The organism is Paramagnetospirillum caucaseum, assembly GCF_000342045.1.
Classification (GTDB): Bacteria; Pseudomonadota; Alphaproteobacteria; order Rhodospirillales; family Magnetospirillaceae; genus Phaeospirillum; species Phaeospirillum caucaseum.
The window spans coordinates 1-13,758 of sequence record NZ_AONQ01000097.1 but is presented as its reverse complement, the minus strand read 5'-3'; the positions used below and the strand labels follow the sequence as shown (position 1 = coordinate 13,758).

Below are 13,758 nucleotides of genomic sequence, written 5' to 3'. Positions count from 1 at the left end.
ACACCAAGCTGACTGGCATCACCGATGAAATGGTCGCCGGGAAAGTTATCGACCCAGCCGAAGTCGCCGCCTTCGCCGCCCCTGCTGCCATCGTGATCGCCCACAATGCCGCCTTCGACCGGAAGTTTGCCGAACGGTTCTGCTCAATCTTTTCGACCAAGCCGTGGGGCTGCTCAATGTCCCAAGTGGACTGGGCGGGAGAAGGATTCGAAGGCACCAAGCTCGGATACCTTCTGGCCGGGTTCGGCCTTTTCCATGATGGCCACCGGGCGACTGACGACTGCCACGCTGCCATCGAAATCCTGGCCCGGCCACTGCCGAAGTCCGGTGTTCCAGCCATGGGCAAGCTGCTGGAAAAGGCACGGGAAGCGACCTGCCGGGTCTGGGCAGAAAATTCGCCGTTCGACTTCAAGGATGTTCTGAAAGCTCGGGGATACCGTTGGTCGGACGGAAGCGATGGCCGTCCACGGGCTTAGTTCATCGATGTGCCTGAGGATCAGCTTCAGCAGGAAAAGGATTTCCTGCTCCAAGAAATCTATCAGCGGGATGTGGACATTCATGCTGCCAGGATCACCGCCGTCGATAGATTCTCAATTCGGTGCTGACCATCCAGGAAGCTTGGCTCGGGCCATCATCGCCACTTCTGGCGGTAGACCAACATGGTCAGCAAACGCAAGCACGGATGATTCGTCGGCCAGAAGGAAGTCCAGCACCGATCCAAGGAATGCTGGTTGATCGATACGATTTCGCAGATCGTCGGCACCGCATCCTGTGATGGAGATAAACCGATCTCGCATGGTGTCGTCGCCAATGATCCAGGCGACCACTTGAAGAGCGATAGTTTCCGCATCACCAGGGGTCATCTTCATGGCTACCGGTCTTGGCTTCGGTTCGTATGTTTTGAAGGGGTCCACATTCACCTCCCCGATGCGGATCGGCGGGGTGATTCCCACCGCTTACGGCAATGATGCCCGCCAGATTTCAGGTCGAGGAACACCGCCAGAAACTTTTCTCGGGCGATGGCCGACGACCATGGGTCAATTTCAATGATCGGAATGGATTTTCGCCAACCAAATAGCCGTCGAGCTTCAATTTCTGAAAACCCGGCAAGGTGGATCGCCTCAAGAAAGGCAGCGAGCCTGTCAGCACCGTCAACGGCCTCCTGCCAATCGTTTGGCATCACGGCAGGCAGTCCGAAAGCAGTGTGGATAGCCGCTGCCATTCGAGCCTCAAGCTCAATGTACCCTTTGCCCACAGCCTTCTTGAATGGCGTCACAAGGTCTGACGTAACAAATTCTGGGCCGTCATGGAGCAAACCGGCCAGCAAACATTGCACCGGCATGTCCGGTGAATTGGTCGCGACCAGTTCCGTCACCAGGATCGAGTGCTGTGCAACCGAATAACCATGCTCGCCATGGGTCTGACCATTCCATCGAGCCAGCCTGGACAATCCCAGTGCGATGTCCTCGATCTCAATATCCAAGGGGCTGGGGTTCAGAATGTCGAGGCGTCGGCCCGAGAGCATTCGTTGCCATGCTCGATCACCAATTTCTCCCATTATCATCGACCTTGAATTGATGCGATCTGATGATGGCTTGCCATAACCACCTTATTGGTCGCGGCAGATTCGAAATAGTCGTGGATGTCGTCCATCAGAACCGGTGCCAAGGCGATGGCAGAAAATAGCCCGAGCCGGGTCAGAAGCTTCATCGAGTTTCCCCTCCGATTTGCTCGACCATCGTCAGCACCCTCATCGCCATAGCGTGTTCCGGCCAACGGCCAGCCTGTGCGAACGCATCTGCTCGATGCGTCGCTTGTTCGATGGCGATCTGGATGCCGTAGCGGGCAATTAGTTCATCCGCCGCCCGGTAAATGGCATCGTCTGTCGGGTGCTGGGTGGTCATGCTGTTCATCACCAGGGTATCGTGACAGGCATGAGTGACCATTTTGGTCACCTATGGCAAAGCGGCCCACTCCACCCGTTGCCCATGAACCATCTCGGCTAATTCACGTGGCTCCAACACTTCCACCTTGTCGCCCCAGGTATACAGATGCCATGCCATTTCCAGGTCCGACGCCGCCATGATGGTGACAAGCAAAGAACCATCCGATTGCCGTTCCACCTGCTGGGTGGGATGGAAGATGAATTCCTCGGCATCATCGGCAGCTTCAGGAGAAAACCGCCAGACGGTTTTGAATGGCTCACTCTGAAACAGTCCAAACGACCGAGTCGCAAACGCTTCCAGGGAGAATTCTGGGTCGCGTTGGAACGGCTCGGCTGTCAGTTCGATGCCCTCAATGTGTGGCAGGGCGAATAGCGTGACCGCATTGGCTTTTGGGTTCTCATGCCAAGCGACGAGGTAGTTTCGGTGACCGTGCAGGAATCCATACGGGTGAACCAACCGCTCGTTGACCTGCTTGGTTTTCCGATTCCGATATCGCAGCTTTACCTTGGTGCAAGCCATGATGGCCTGCCGCAGTTCCTCGACCACCGAAATGTCGATTCGGGGACGTGGCCCTGGCCGCATTGCCAGCCCCTCTGCTTCGAGCAGAGCTTCGAGGTCCGGTTCCACCCTTCGTGCGACATCAGGCTTGAGCAAGGCCCGAAGTTTGGCTCCCAATGTGGCCAGTTCGGCTGCCTCATCCTCCCGGTTGTCACGCTCGAACAGGCGGGTGGCAGACTCAAGAGCCGCCAACTCCTCAGCGGTGAATGCGACCAATCGATCCAAGGTGCCGGTTGGCAATCGCCACCGCTTGATCCGCTCGCCCGTATCAACTTCCTCCATTTGGGGGAAGTTTCTGATAGCCGCATCACGCATCCGCATGGCCGTCCGCCGCCCGACACCGAATTTGTGCTCGATGTCCGCAAGCGACAGACCGCCCCTTGCTGCCTGGAGTTCCAATGCCAACTGCACGAGATTGTCAGCCTTTTCGTACCGCACGACAAATCCCCCATGACCAAAATGGTCACGCATTCTCTCTTGGATGGACAAATTGGACAACCGCAATAAGAACGGATGGTGACCGCTTTTGACTCCTATCGCCAATATGCTGGTCACCATGACGAGGAACCCATCCAGATCAGAATGCTTCCCGGCCAGATGGCGGTTCGTTGACGGCCATCTCTTTGAGTGCCGCCATGATGGTGATGTTCGAATTTGGGGACCTTGGTGCGGAGCCTTTGGCTGCATGACCGTGAAGGGAACCCAAGTCAGCCCAGAATGGCTACCGCTTGGCCGTCTCGGCATTTGGCACGACCCTGCTGGCCCTCGGGATCAGTCCTGGTTCACATCGCGAAGTGCCCTGGCGGCCTATTGGACCGCCATTCCCACAGCCGCGAGGATGAAGGCAGCACGGGCTGGGAACGATCAATGGCAGGCACTCTTAAACGCACACAAGAAGCATGTCAAAAATGGACACTCTGGCTCCGGGCCGGGCGACCGGCCCTGTTCGTGACCGAGCGTTGCGTCTTTCGCTCGATGGTGACCTGATCACCAGGGTCGTAATGGATCAGGTCACCATCTGTCGCCGTGTCGCCATTGAGGGTATGGGGCATTTCACGATTGTCCAGACCCGCTCACGGTCGATGCCTCTCACCGGGTGCTTGCCGAGAAGATGTATCAGTAAAGTCCTTTGGTTCTTCAATTCCGCAATCGACCAATTTTTCACCGATGGTCATAACGGAAACCACCCCTCTCCCAAGCCTGTGCTGCCCATCAGAAATTCTGTCCTCGGTAAAATGGAACTGCATTCCATTAAACTCGTCTGCCTTCAGATACCCATGCTGCTCAAGCCAATATGTGTTCTGAACCGCGATAACCTGCTCCGCCTTATCCAGCAAACGCGACTTCTTAGCTTCACCAAAATAATCGAGTTGGCGTATCAAGAAGGCTGCAAACTCATCTTGCGTCTCTCCAGGGTCTGGCTTGATAAAATCCTTATACCCCTCGATTCCTTCGAGCAACTCCTTGGCAAACCCCGTAGGACAGTTCCACATGATGCCAAACCCACCTGGGACTTTATTTTTGTAGAACGCATGGATGGCGATAACCTTTCTCATGTTGATCACTCCTTGATCTGGGGATACTGGTGCCACACCTGACCATCAATGGTCGGCGGGTATTCGGCATCAGACTTGGGCTTGAATGCCGACCACTGCTTCAGGAAGAAGGGGACGTTGAACTGTTGGCACTGGCGAAGGATGGCTTCCGCCCATTCCTTTTCCATTTTCCGCCACCCCTTGCCGCTTTCGCCGCCGACAATCACCCACTTCAAGGTGCCGTCAGCCAACCATGGGGTGATGTCCAAGGGTTCCAGCAACGGCTCGACTGACACGAACCGAATCTTCGCCTTGGTCCGCCGCAGATCATCAAGGCGATGAAGCGACGATTGGCAGCCGCAGGTGGTTCCCATCCAGATGTTGTCGGGGACATCCAGGGTCTGGGACATTTCCGCCATGCGAGCGGAACGCTTGGTGCAAATCAGGAAATTGGTTCCGTTGCCATTGGCCTTCATCGAGTCGAAAACGCGGGCAATGGTTTCCGCATCGACATTCTCGTGGAAGGTGTCGGACATCGAGTTGACGAACAGCCGCTTGGTCTTGATGGTCTTGAGGCTTTCGATCTGCTTCTCGACAATCCCGATTTTGCCGGTCGGAACTCGCTTGCCACGTTCGCCTTTGACGGTTCCTTCGTACCCTTCGTTGCCCATGCACTGATGGCGATATGCCCAGCCCGTCATGTAGCAGTTGGCACATTCGGGCGACACCTTGGAGCAACCCTTGAACGGGTTGCATGTTCCTGTCGCCCAAGCGATTTCAGTAGTTGGATTCGGCATCTCGATCTCCTTGCCGGGTTGCTTTCAAATCACGACTGTCATCGTGCGTTGAAAACACCACTACCGTACAAATTTGCATCGGCCAATGGACGATCTGCATTCAAAATATAATTGCGATTTAACTGTGGCCGACGGGCCGCGTTCTTTGTGTTATTTTGCGTTTCAAATAACATTCTTATATTTTCAAAATCGCGATCAGCGTCTGTGTGGGGGCATGTCCTTTAATCGGACATCATCCTGACCACCAGACCTTCGAGGATTGCTGTCGCCGCCGTGGAAATCAGAAAGTTCACTGTTGTCCATGCCGGTCGTTGTGCCAACCGCCGCCTCGCCCCTATAACAGAACAGCCAATTCCACCGCCGTCAGGGACGAAATCCATGCGAATGAAAAAACCGCGTCGGGCATCGATGGATGAGGTTAAGATCATCCGCGAGGGCGAGTTCGCCATCATCGAAAACGCCGACCCGACCGTTTCGGTGATGCAGTTGAAGATCGGCACCGAAATCCGGCTCATGTCCGATCAGGAAATCCTCGACCTGTTCAACGATGTCATCGCCAGCCAGGACCAGCTTCGAGCCGAACACGAGAACATCGTTACCGAAATTCCGCCGGGCCGTCCCCAGATCAAATATTTCGAAGACGGCGATCAATGGGTGCCACGCGGTGGAGTCCTGCGGTGCTTCATTGATTCCGATGAAGATGGTGAAGCCGTTGTCCATATCGACGATCAAGAATTGTCGCTACGTGATTTTGGTCGGATGCTCACCGTCCATGCGGGGTGGGGAATGCGGATCGCTTTCGTTGATGAAGATTCCGTGGGCGAAGAACCAGAGATCATCGTCAGTGATCCGCCCGAGAACGAGCCGTAATTTTTCGTTGGAACCGTTGCTCCATCACGCAGTCACGGTGTAGTGTTCTCATCATGTTCGCATCCAACCCAAACGCTCCATTACCACCCGGCACCTGTCTGGCATCCACCCGTGGCTTCGCACCGTCCGAATCCACGGCACCGATCTATTCCGCCCTGGTGGCTGCTGGGTTTCCGTCACCCGCCGATGACCACCTGGAGGGCAAGCTCGATCTCCACGAGTTGATGGTGAAGCGACCGGCGGCGACATTCTTCTGTCGGGCGGATGGTGACAGCATGACGGATGCCGGAATCCAAAGTGGTGACCTGCTGGTGGTGGATCGGTCAGTACAGCCCCATGACGGCGACGTTGTTGTAGCCACGCTCGATGGCGGTTTGACGGTGAAGACCCTGCGGAAGGTCGAGGATGGTTGGGAGCTTGCTTCGGCCAACCCCGACTACCCCAGCTTCCCGGTGAACGATGAAGAAGGTGTCCAGATATGGGGCGTCGTCACCTTCGCCGTCTCGGCTTTAGCTAAACGGTAGTGGACGATGGCGGTCTACGCCCTGGTGGACTGCAACAATTTTTACGTCTCGTGCGAGCGGGCGTTCAACCCCGCCCTCGAAAGCAAGCCTGTGGTCGTGCTGTCCAATAATGACGGCTGTGCCGTTGCCCGATCCGCCGAAGCCAAGACCCTCGGGGTGCCCATGGGCGAACCCGCCTTCAAGCTCCGTGATCTGGCCGAGAAGCAGGGGCTGATCATGCTGTCCTCGAACTACGCCCTGTACGGCGACATGAGTGAGAGGGTGATGTCCGTTTTAGCGACATTCTCACCGGGGGCCGAGGTCTACAGCATCGACGAATGTTTCCTCGACCTGGATGGTCTACCGGTCGATGACATGACGGCATGGTCCCATCAGATTCGAGCCACAGTGCGACGCTGGACCGGCATACCGGTTTCTGTGGGAATCGGCACCACCAAGACCTTGGCAAAGCTTGCCAACAGGCTGGCGAAGAAATCTGTCAGGGCCAACGGCGTCCTTGATCTCGCCAGTCACCCCGAGTGGGTCGTACCGGCATTGAAGCAAACGCCGGTCGGTGATGTCTGGGGCATTGGCCGCCAGTACGCAGCCCATTGCGGCGTCAACGGCATCCGCACAGCCTTTGACCTGACCTTGCAGCCAGATGGATGGATCAAGAAGACCATGGGGGCGGTCGGCCTTCGTACCGTGATAGAACTGCGAGGAACGCCGGTCCATACCCTGGACACGGCACCATCAGACAAACACACCACCTGCTGCTCGCGGTCATTCGGGGAATCCGTCGCAGATTTCGATCAGGTCAACGATGCAGTGCTGACCTTCGCCAGTAGGGCTGCCGAGAAAATTCGCGGCGAGGGACTGGTGGCCGGTGCCGTCCAGGTGTTCGCCTACACCGACAGGTTCCGGCAGGACCAGCCCCAGTTTTCCCTGAACTCCTTGATCCGCCTTTCGCCGCCGACATCATCCACGCAGCACATCATCGGGGCTGCCCTGAAAGGGCTGAAATCGGCGTGGCGGGATGGATACGCCTACAAGAAGGCCGGGGTGATCATGCTGGATTTGGTCCGACCCGAGGACATTCCGCGAGACCTATTTTCACCACCACCAGAGTCAGGGGCACGGCCAATGGCGTTGATGGCGGCGATGGACGGGATCAACAGCAAGATGGGCAAGGGGGCTGTCGGGTTCGGGTTGGTGCCGCAAGATGCTCCTTGGCAGATGCGATGCGGCAATAGGACGCCGAGCTACACGACCAATTGGGATGACCTGCCTGTGGTGAAGGCTTGACGCCCATTGAAGTGGGTCATTGCACGAAAGTCTCACACACTTCCATATGCTGGATTTCCACTAATTATATCGAAATTTTTTGCAGTAGCAAAATCGGCATCATGCGTAACAAGTACAAATCCATTCTTCACACAAACTTCAATAATAATTTCATCGTTGAAATCAGCACCTCCACCAGCCATCTTATCACATATAGCGGTCAATTCTGATTTAACCGGCGTGTAGCTTGCTATTTCTACAATATTTATTATTGACTTCACCTCATCGCGAATATCTTCTGCGACCCGCGTCCAAAGCGGTGACTTTCTAAATGCCTTAAAATTACCAGAAAACCCTTTCTTGATGGCGAGTTCAAACTCAAGCCGAGCGTACCTATTAATAAACTCTGATATAATTGTTATATCTGAAAATATTTGCCCGCCCTGCACCATTATAGACTTCATAATGCCGGAATATAAAATAGTTCTATTTGATGTTGGATTAACAAATGGGCCATTAAGCGAAATCCATACGTTCGCATCGAAGAGGTACTCAAGGGAAAGGTCTAGGCCCTTGTACTTCTGGTTATCAACAAATGTAATCACAGCCACCCCCGCGACAAATGAAACAATTTTACGATCTATTCATTTTCTTCAATTGAGTCGGCATCGTCCTTGTTTGCGAAATACCTCTTCGCACGATTTATGGACTTCACAAGCGTATCACTAAATCCATCTGGCAAATCAGTAAGTCTTAGGTGTCTGCGAATTTCATCTTCCGAGAATTCGTTATAAAGCTGTCCTATAGCAGCATTAGTGAACGCTGTAATTATTTGCGTTCCACCTTGGAAAGACAAATCTGCGACATCACCAGACTCAATTGCCTTGGCAACTAAGTCATGAACTTTGTGCCCATCAGAGGTATCTACAAACTCACCTCCCCCAACAACATCATATATTTTAATCTTTATTGTTGCCATTTTTCATCCCCCTACAGCACTGAGTTAGGGTCTACTTCTGACTTTAGCCGATAAGATGACTTGTCAGCAGTGTTGATTCGTAAATTCACGACAGAACCGGTAAATCTGGTAGGCAACTCCTGCCTGACAATGCCTTCATCCGAGAGCCGCCAGAAACCACCATCCGATGAAATGGTCAGCGACCCCTTGTTCAGAGCAACAAACTCACGCAGGATTTTCAGGCCAAGCCCTCCAGGGACATCGCCTTTTCGGGTTGTATTTTCATCCGTCATCGCCCAATCAATGGCCTCACTCGCAGACATCTGCGATGAAAGGTGGCGGTTGACGTTTGTGCGAAATCCAATACCGAGATCAACAACGCTAAAATCAACACAATTAGTTTTCGGGTAAGCTTGTCCGCAACAAAATACACCCAGCTTGCTCTGAGAATGGAGTGAGCAATTATTAAATATTTCATTCAATCCTTGCAAAAAACCCATCCGCAACTGCGGCGACATTTTTGGAATACCCTTCCCTCGAAGATTTTCCTCAATGTATTTTGCAAATAATTTACCACTTTCCAGGGAAAACTTATTGAATGGAATGACCGTTCCATATTTGTCTGGAAGTTGTGGCGTGATGAAACCATTTCTGGATAGAATGTCTAATATCGACTTCTTTAGACCAACGAAAGTAACCACATTTTTTTTAGCCTCAAGTGCAGCAACAATTGCACCAAGGGCAGCAGCCATATTGGCATCAATCCAGCTTACGAGATGGCAATCAACCTGGATTTTAGAACTTTCCATTTTCTCAACGGCTGCAAAGAAGCTTCCCAGTGCAGTTATGCCTTTGGGATCGCACCTCAAATCTTGTAGTAGCGGCGTGTGTACCGGAGGAGGTGCCATGCGGAGTTCCTAAGCTTCGTGAACTTATAATCCGATGGCTCCAGGAGGAGCAAGGGTATGGGTCACGGAAGAGCCATCGCTGGCGTTTACATGCATCAGGGTCAGGAGGCGAAAAAATTCCGACCGGGACGCAGAGCTATACGACCAACTGGGCCGATCTACCGGCTATCAGGGATTGAAGGATGGTTCGTCGCAGAATCGGACTCACCCAGCCATCTCCAATGCCCGATAGACGGATGTTCGGGCGATGCCCAATTCCTTGCTGATCGCTGCGACACCGAAGCCCTGATCCTTGAGCCGACGAATTTCACCAGCGTCGATTTTCGGGGGCCGACCACGGTATCGTTCAGGGTGATCCTTCTTCGCCCGCTGGATTCCCTCGATCTGTCGTTCCCGCCGAAGCTCGGTCTCGAACTGGGCGAACACCCCAAGGAGATTGATGGTCAGGGAGCCGTAAATGTCGCCCGTGTCGAACGGTTGCTCGGTGGCCTTCAGACTGGCCCCCCTTTCCTTCAGTACCTTGATAATGTCCTGGAGGTCGGAGATGGATCGGGCCAGCCGGTCGATCCTGGTCACGACCAGGACATCCCCTTCACGCAGAAACTCCAGCAGGGTTTCCAGTTCGCGGCGGCCATCGCGACTGGTGCCGCTGATCTTTTCTGATCTGATGATCTGGCAACCGGCTGCCTTGAGGGCATCAATCTGAATGTCGAGAGATTGGTCGGCGGAAGAGCAGCGGGCATATCCGTAAAACATGGATTTGCTCCATATGGGTCATAGACCCATATATTAAAGCGTTCCATAAATACAAAAGCAACCCATCTGGAACAATATTTCCTGACTGTGGCCGAGTTGCAGCAGGGTATACCTTAATGGTACGACTACGAATGATCAGATGTTATTCGCTTCAATAGATTTGAAGCCGCCTGCCTGCTCCATTCTTTTCCAGTTACTGTCTTCACGCCACTTTCATCGAGATAGGCTTTCAGCTTCTGCGGCGTGTCGAATCCAAGTTTCACGGCCAATTCTGCGACGTTCTTTATGTCATCAAAATGGGCCTGACGCTGTTCAGCCTGCGTTTGCAGTCCACGTAGCCTTGAATCCGCAACGTCCAAGCGATTGGGGCTGGCGAAGCCGTGTGGCTTGGTGATGTTCATTGATCTGGATTTGATTCGCTTTGGGCCTTTCCGTTTGCGGGCTACTGATTTGACCGGCGTTCCATAAAGAAATCTTTCGCAACTTATCTCATTCCAGTTAGCAAGCGTCTCGTTCAAGCGATAGTCGCGATATTTACCCCCCCACTGGGGCGTGACCAGTCGGATAATTGGCACCTTACGTGGGGATAGTGGGGTATTGCAAAACGCCAAGGCAGCCTCAAGGGCTGGCCGCTCCTGCTTTCTCCAATCCCATCGCCCGATCTCTTCTTCGATGAAAACTACGACTATATGGCCGCCAACCACAGCAACCGCAGCCTGGATCAATTCCCATTGGGCATTCATCTTCAGCCCGCCATTCTGCCAACGACGAAGATACCCAGCGAACACAGTCTCTACCACTTTGACGGCCCCCACTAAGCCATTCAGAAGAAATTTCAATACCAGTTATTTTTGAAAATTCTACCCTGCATAATGAATGCATGGTGAATTTCGCTGCTAACACGCTGAAGCAGCGAGAAAAACCAAAAAATCGATAGGGCCATGAGAAGTGGCACCACGCACCGGTCAATCCCGATTTGTGCGAACAGGAAAGGTCTGCCCAATGCACGCCATCAAAACCCAGGAGACCGACAATCAGGGTTTTATGACCGTCGGCTTCATCCCCGCGACCTTCAAGCTTTTGGTCCCGGCCAACGACAACGTCCCCTCCGATCCCAACGATCCGCCGACCAGCAACGTGATGCTGGCGGCGTCATCAACCCGATAATTCAAGGAGAACCCACCATGTCCGACTTCCATCGCATTCTTCATCGCCCCATCCTGGCGGCCACCACCGCGATCAACCTTGGCATCCGTACCCATGCTGCTTTGTCGCGGGTCGTCATCGAGGCGTTCAAGGTTCTGCCCTCCATCCGTCAGGACCAAGATGAGTTCATCAATTTCGCCAGGAGCCAATATGGCCTGACCGTCAAGGGCAGGACCGTTGATCCGATTACGTTGCTGCTGATCAAGCTGCTGTTCCATAACTCGGCTGAAAACGCCGATATGCGGAGGAAGCTGGGGCAGATCACAACGGCGTTGAATTTCCTGGATCAGAATCGCGGCTCCATCCCTGCCGAACATGCTGGTCGCTTCCTCCATGATTGCGGTGGAATCAGCGGCTGCGTGAAAGCTTGGAGGAAGGCGAACTCCCCTGACAATCCGCACCGTGAAGAACAAAAGGTCCGGGCCATCCAGAGCTACGTCGCGGCCCTGCCGCAGATCGGGACCACCACTCACTACGCCGACCACCAGTGCACGACAATCAATGATGTCAAAGACAGCCAGACTCTCGAAGCCCTGGCCCAATCGCCGGGTCGTGTCTTGATCGTGGGTGACATCGACGAGCAGTTCAATCTTACGAATTTACGGGTCGTTGAACGCGACCAGGACGAAATCGACCGTCTGCTCACCCGTAAGGCTGCCCAGGTCACCAAGACCGGCAGCAATGACAATCAGCCCATGAAGGAGGCCATTTAAATGTTCACTAAGTCCCAGATTGAGGCCGCCCGCTACACCCTGCGGACGCCCTTCGACCACCCCGAATCCGAGGCCATGCGGAAGATCGCTCTGTGGCTGTTGGACCACGCCATGCCGATCCCGTTGCCGCCGACCAAGAAGGTTCGGAAGGCTCGTAAACCCCGCCGTACTTATGACGAGGCGGCGGACATTATCCTCTCCGACGACCCGCCTTCGGTTCTGATGGAACGCTATGGCGTCACGTTGGGGACGATCAACCACTACAAGTCCGGGCACGGAAATTACAAGAAGTTCGAGGGCTGCTCGGGGTTCTGGAAGGAATACCGCCGTAAGCACCGTGCCGAGATTCGCCGCCTGACGAAAAACAGCAATGACAATCAGAAATTCAAGGAGGCCATGTGATGAAACCCGCTACCAAATGCCACCTGGACACCCCCTTGATTCCCGCTCCCGAAAGGATGTCGAGCATCATCCGCTCCCCCGGTGGGAAGCACCGTCTGGCCCGTGATCTGGTCAACCTCGCCCCGTTCGCGATCAGCGAGTACCGGGAACCTTTCGCGGGGAGTGCCGCTGTTGCCTTTCGCATGGTCCGGGCGGGACGTACCCGGAAAATCTGGATCAACGATCTCGATCCCGGCATCGCCAATATGTGGACCGTGGTTCGCGACGACCCTGCTGGGCTGATGAGGGTTTTGCGTTCCCTCCATGGACGGTTCGGGGCTGGCAGCAAGGAGTTGTTCGATCTTTCCGTCCAGATGGTCGATAGCGATGATCACACCGAGGCTGCTGCTGGATTTTATACCCGCAATCATCTGAGCATGTACGGGGCCAACGGCATGTCGTCGTATGCCCCGAGCCATCCGCGTGATGATCGCGGACTCCGACCGATCCACATCAATTACATCCCCCAGTTTTCGGCGTGGCTTCAGGGGGCCAAGATCACGAACCTGGATTACCGGGAAGTTCTCGATGCCCCCGGTGCCGGGGTGATGTGCTTCGTTGATCCGCCATATTCTGAGGTGGGCAAGGCCATGTACCCCTTTGGCGAGGCCGATCTGGAAGAGCTTGCTCGACATGTGCGTGCCAGCGGCCATTCCTGCTTGATCACGGTGGACGACAGCCCGGCCAACCGTGTCGCATTTTCGGACATGCATCCCATTGTCCACGCCTTCACCAGCAACATGGGAAATATCCACAAATCGGCGGAACTGGTGTGTGCGAATTACACCACCCCGCTCTATTCGGTCCATGCCCGGAAAATTGGGGTGGAGATCGAGCAGGCCGCTCCGGTGATCTTGCCCATCAACGACGTGGTGCCAGTGGTGGCGTCCCAGTCGTCCAACGACGATTCACCTGCTGGTGAACCCACGAAGAAGGAATGGAAGGCCCGGACCCTTTTCATCACCAAGGCGAACCAAAAGAAGAATTGCGAGTGGTATACTCCGCCCAGTTTGCTCAGCCAAATCTACGCCGCCAATGACAACCAGCCCTTCGACATCGACCCTTGCTCGCCATGCAAAGGGGAGAACGCTCCGGTTTGGGCACGCCAGCATTTCACCCAGGACGAAGACGGACTGGCTCAAAATTGGCACGGACGTGTTTGGCTGAACCCCCCGTATCATAGCCTTCGTCACTGGGTCGAAAAAGCCGCCGATGCTGTGTGGTGCCGTCACATGCCTGACGCTCCAACCGAAGCCTCTGCTGTTCGTGACCTGCCCTTGTGT

At 54.5% G+C, this 13,758-nt stretch carries 20 protein-coding genes; 8 read left to right on the top strand and 12 right to left on the bottom strand.

Annotation, left to right across the window (positions count from 1 at the left end; all coding sequences use genetic code 11):
* Nucleotides 1–476: 3'-5' exonuclease (locus H261_RS24180; protein WP_008621736.1), on the top strand; the 476-nt coding region annotated here is incomplete at its 5' end.
* Between the two features lie 114 nt (nucleotides 477–590).
* Here H261_RS24180 and H261_RS24175 read toward each other — a convergent pair.
* The 7 genes from H261_RS24175 to H261_RS21050 all read right to left on the bottom strand — a co-directional run bounded on the left by H261_RS24175 (nucleotide 591) and on the right by H261_RS21050 (nucleotide 4,836).
* Nucleotides 591–869: a DUF3572 domain-containing protein gene (locus tag H261_RS24175; RefSeq protein WP_235063004.1), complete on the bottom strand. Its 279-nt coding sequence runs from the start codon at nucleotides 867–869 to the stop codon at nucleotides 591–593.
* 47 nt (nucleotides 870–916) lie between these two features.
* Entirely contained in the window at nucleotides 917–1,483 is a 567-nt protein-coding gene (locus H261_RS21070) for an HD domain-containing protein (RefSeq protein WP_235063003.1), read from the bottom strand.
* Nucleotides 1,484–1,560: 77 nt separating this feature from the next.
* Nucleotides 1,561–1,710, bottom strand: a complete 150-nt coding sequence (locus H261_RS25565; protein ID WP_008621732.1) for a hypothetical protein — start codon at nucleotides 1,708–1,710, stop codon at nucleotides 1,561–1,563.
* Nucleotides 1,707–1,913 carry a hypothetical protein gene (locus H261_RS21065; protein ID WP_172822323.1) on the bottom strand — a complete coding sequence of 69 codons (207 nt, stop codon included), beginning with the start codon at nucleotides 1,911–1,913 and terminating at the stop codon, nucleotides 1,707–1,709. Before H261_RS21065 ends, H261_RS25565 begins: the two co-directional genes overlap by 4 nt.
* Nucleotides 1,914–1,955: 42 nt before the next feature.
* Nucleotides 1,956–3,062, bottom strand: a complete 1,107-nt coding sequence (locus tag H261_RS21060) for a helix-turn-helix transcriptional regulator (protein ID WP_008621728.1) — start codon at nucleotides 3,060–3,062, stop codon at nucleotides 1,956–1,958.
* Between the two features lie 515 nt (nucleotides 3,063–3,577).
* Complete coding sequence (locus tag H261_RS21055; RefSeq protein ID WP_008621726.1) at nucleotides 3,578–4,060, bottom strand: hypothetical protein; 483 nt, start codon at nucleotides 4,058–4,060, stop codon at nucleotides 3,578–3,580.
* 5 nt (nucleotides 4,061–4,065) lie between these two features.
* A complete protein-coding gene (locus tag H261_RS21050; protein WP_040477107.1) occupies nucleotides 4,066–4,836 on the bottom strand; it encodes a DUF5131 family protein in 771 nt (256 codons plus the stop codon).
* Between the two features lie 384 nt (nucleotides 4,837–5,220).
* Here H261_RS21050 and H261_RS21045 point away from each other — a divergent pair, with 384 nt between their 5' ends.
* Genes H261_RS21045 through H261_RS21035 form a run of 3 tightly spaced genes read left to right on the top strand, consistent with a single transcriptional unit; the run spans nucleotide 5,221 to nucleotide 7,514 of the window.
* On the top strand, nucleotides 5,221–5,706 hold the full coding sequence (locus tag H261_RS21045) for a DUF7713 domain-containing protein (protein ID WP_235063002.1): 486 nt from the start codon (nucleotides 5,221–5,223) through the stop codon (nucleotides 5,704–5,706).
* A 53-nt stretch (nucleotides 5,707–5,759) separates the two neighbouring features.
* Nucleotides 5,760–6,230 carry a LexA family protein gene (locus H261_RS21040; protein ID WP_040477106.1) on the top strand — a complete coding sequence of 157 codons (471 nt, stop codon included), beginning with the start codon at nucleotides 5,760–5,762 and terminating at the stop codon, nucleotides 6,228–6,230.
* Nucleotides 6,231–6,236: 6 nt separating this feature from the next.
* On the top strand, nucleotides 6,237–7,514 hold the full coding sequence (locus H261_RS21035) for a Y-family DNA polymerase (RefSeq protein ID WP_008621722.1): 1,278 nt from the start codon (nucleotides 6,237–6,239) through the stop codon (nucleotides 7,512–7,514).
* A gap of 32 nt (nucleotides 7,515–7,546) precedes the next feature.
* Here the strand turns inward: H261_RS21035 and H261_RS24170 are convergent, their stop codons facing one another.
* The 5 genes from H261_RS24170 to H261_RS25085 all read right to left on the bottom strand — a co-directional run bounded on the left by H261_RS24170 (nucleotide 7,547) and on the right by H261_RS25085 (nucleotide 10,954).
* Complete coding sequence (locus H261_RS24170) at nucleotides 7,547–8,098, bottom strand: PIN domain-containing protein (RefSeq protein WP_008621721.1); 552 nt, start codon at nucleotides 8,096–8,098, stop codon at nucleotides 7,547–7,549.
* Nucleotides 8,099–8,133: 35 nt separating this feature from the next.
* Nucleotides 8,134–8,472: an STAS-like domain-containing protein gene (locus tag H261_RS24165; protein WP_008621720.1), complete on the bottom strand. Its 339-nt coding sequence runs from the start codon at nucleotides 8,470–8,472 to the stop codon at nucleotides 8,134–8,136.
* A gap of 11 nt (nucleotides 8,473–8,483) precedes the next feature.
* On the bottom strand, nucleotides 8,484–9,359 hold the full coding sequence (locus tag H261_RS25090) for an ATP-binding protein (protein ID WP_152427031.1): 876 nt from the start codon (nucleotides 9,357–9,359) through the stop codon (nucleotides 8,484–8,486).
* A gap of 204 nt (nucleotides 9,360–9,563) precedes the next feature.
* Entirely contained in the window at nucleotides 9,564–10,115 is a 552-nt protein-coding gene (locus H261_RS21030) for a recombinase family protein (protein ID WP_008621719.1), read from the bottom strand.
* Nucleotides 10,116–10,240: 125 nt separating this feature from the next.
* Nucleotides 10,241–10,954, bottom strand: a complete 714-nt coding sequence (locus H261_RS25085; RefSeq protein ID WP_152427030.1) for a ferritin family protein — start codon at nucleotides 10,952–10,954, stop codon at nucleotides 10,241–10,243.
* Between the two features lie 163 nt (nucleotides 10,955–11,117).
* Between H261_RS25085 and H261_RS25560 the strand changes: the two genes are divergently transcribed.
* The 4 genes from H261_RS25560 to H261_RS21010 all read left to right on the top strand — a co-directional run.
* On the top strand, nucleotides 11,118–11,282 hold the full coding sequence (locus H261_RS25560) for a hypothetical protein (protein ID WP_161625061.1): 165 nt from the start codon (nucleotides 11,118–11,120) through the stop codon (nucleotides 11,280–11,282).
* 17 nt (nucleotides 11,283–11,299) lie between these two features.
* Nucleotides 11,300–12,034, top strand: a complete 735-nt coding sequence (locus tag H261_RS21020) for a hypothetical protein (protein WP_008621718.1) — start codon at nucleotides 11,300–11,302, stop codon at nucleotides 12,032–12,034.
* Nucleotides 12,035–12,436: a hypothetical protein gene (locus H261_RS21015; protein WP_008621717.1), complete on the top strand. Its 402-nt coding sequence runs from the start codon at nucleotides 12,035–12,037 to the stop codon at nucleotides 12,434–12,436.
* Nucleotides 12,436–13,758: DNA N-6-adenine-methyltransferase (locus tag H261_RS21010; protein ID WP_008621716.1), on the top strand; the 1,323-nt coding region annotated here is incomplete at its 3' end. The genes H261_RS21015 and H261_RS21010, both read left to right, overlap by 1 nt.

What these genes read in the sequence shown, in the direction of transcription:
- H261_RS25565 (WP_008621732.1), bottom strand. Translation starts at nt 1,710, where the DNA reads ATGAAGCTTCTGACCCGGCTCGGGCTATTTTCTGCCATCGCCTTGGCA.
- H261_RS21040 (WP_040477106.1), top strand. Translation starts at nt 5,760, where the DNA reads ATGTTCGCATCCAACCCAAACGCTCCATTACCACCCGGCACCTGTCTG.
- H261_RS24165 (WP_008621720.1), bottom strand. Translation starts at nt 8,472, where the DNA reads ATGGCAACAATAAAGATTAAAATATATGATGTTGTTGGGGGAGGTGAG.
- H261_RS21060 (WP_008621728.1), bottom strand. Translation starts at nt 3,062, where the DNA reads ATGGTGACCAGCATATTGGCGATAGGAGTCAAAAGCGGTCACCATCCG.
- H261_RS24175 (WP_235063004.1), bottom strand. Translation starts at nt 869, where the DNA reads ATGAAGATGACCCCTGGTGATGCGGAAACTATCGCTCTTCAAGTGGTC.
- H261_RS21065 (WP_172822323.1), bottom strand. Translation starts at nt 1,913, where the DNA reads ATGAACAGCATGACCACCCAGCACCCGACAGACGATGCCATTTACCGG.
- H261_RS21035 (WP_008621722.1), top strand. Translation starts at nt 6,237, where the DNA reads ATGGCGGTCTACGCCCTGGTGGACTGCAACAATTTTTACGTCTCGTGC.
- H261_RS25090 (WP_152427031.1), bottom strand. Translation starts at nt 9,359, where the DNA reads ATGGCACCTCCTCCGGTACACACGCCGCTACTACAAGATTTGAGGTGC.
- H261_RS25560 (WP_161625061.1), top strand. Translation starts at nt 11,118, where the DNA reads ATGCACGCCATCAAAACCCAGGAGACCGACAATCAGGGTTTTATGACC.
- H261_RS21050 (WP_040477107.1), bottom strand. Translation starts at nt 4,836, where the DNA reads ATGCCGAATCCAACTACTGAAATCGCTTGGGCGACAGGAACATGCAAC.
- H261_RS21055 (WP_008621726.1), bottom strand. Translation starts at nt 4,060, where the DNA reads ATGAGAAAGGTTATCGCCATCCATGCGTTCTACAAAAATAAAGTCCCA.
- H261_RS21045 (WP_235063002.1), top strand. Translation starts at nt 5,221, where the DNA reads ATGAAAAAACCGCGTCGGGCATCGATGGATGAGGTTAAGATCATCCGC.
- H261_RS21030 (WP_008621719.1), bottom strand. Translation starts at nt 10,115, where the DNA reads ATGTTTTACGGATATGCCCGCTGCTCTTCCGCCGACCAATCTCTCGAC.
- H261_RS21015 (WP_008621717.1), top strand. Translation starts at nt 12,035, where the DNA reads ATGTTCACTAAGTCCCAGATTGAGGCCGCCCGCTACACCCTGCGGACG.
- H261_RS21020 (WP_008621718.1), top strand. Translation starts at nt 11,300, where the DNA reads ATGTCCGACTTCCATCGCATTCTTCATCGCCCCATCCTGGCGGCCACC.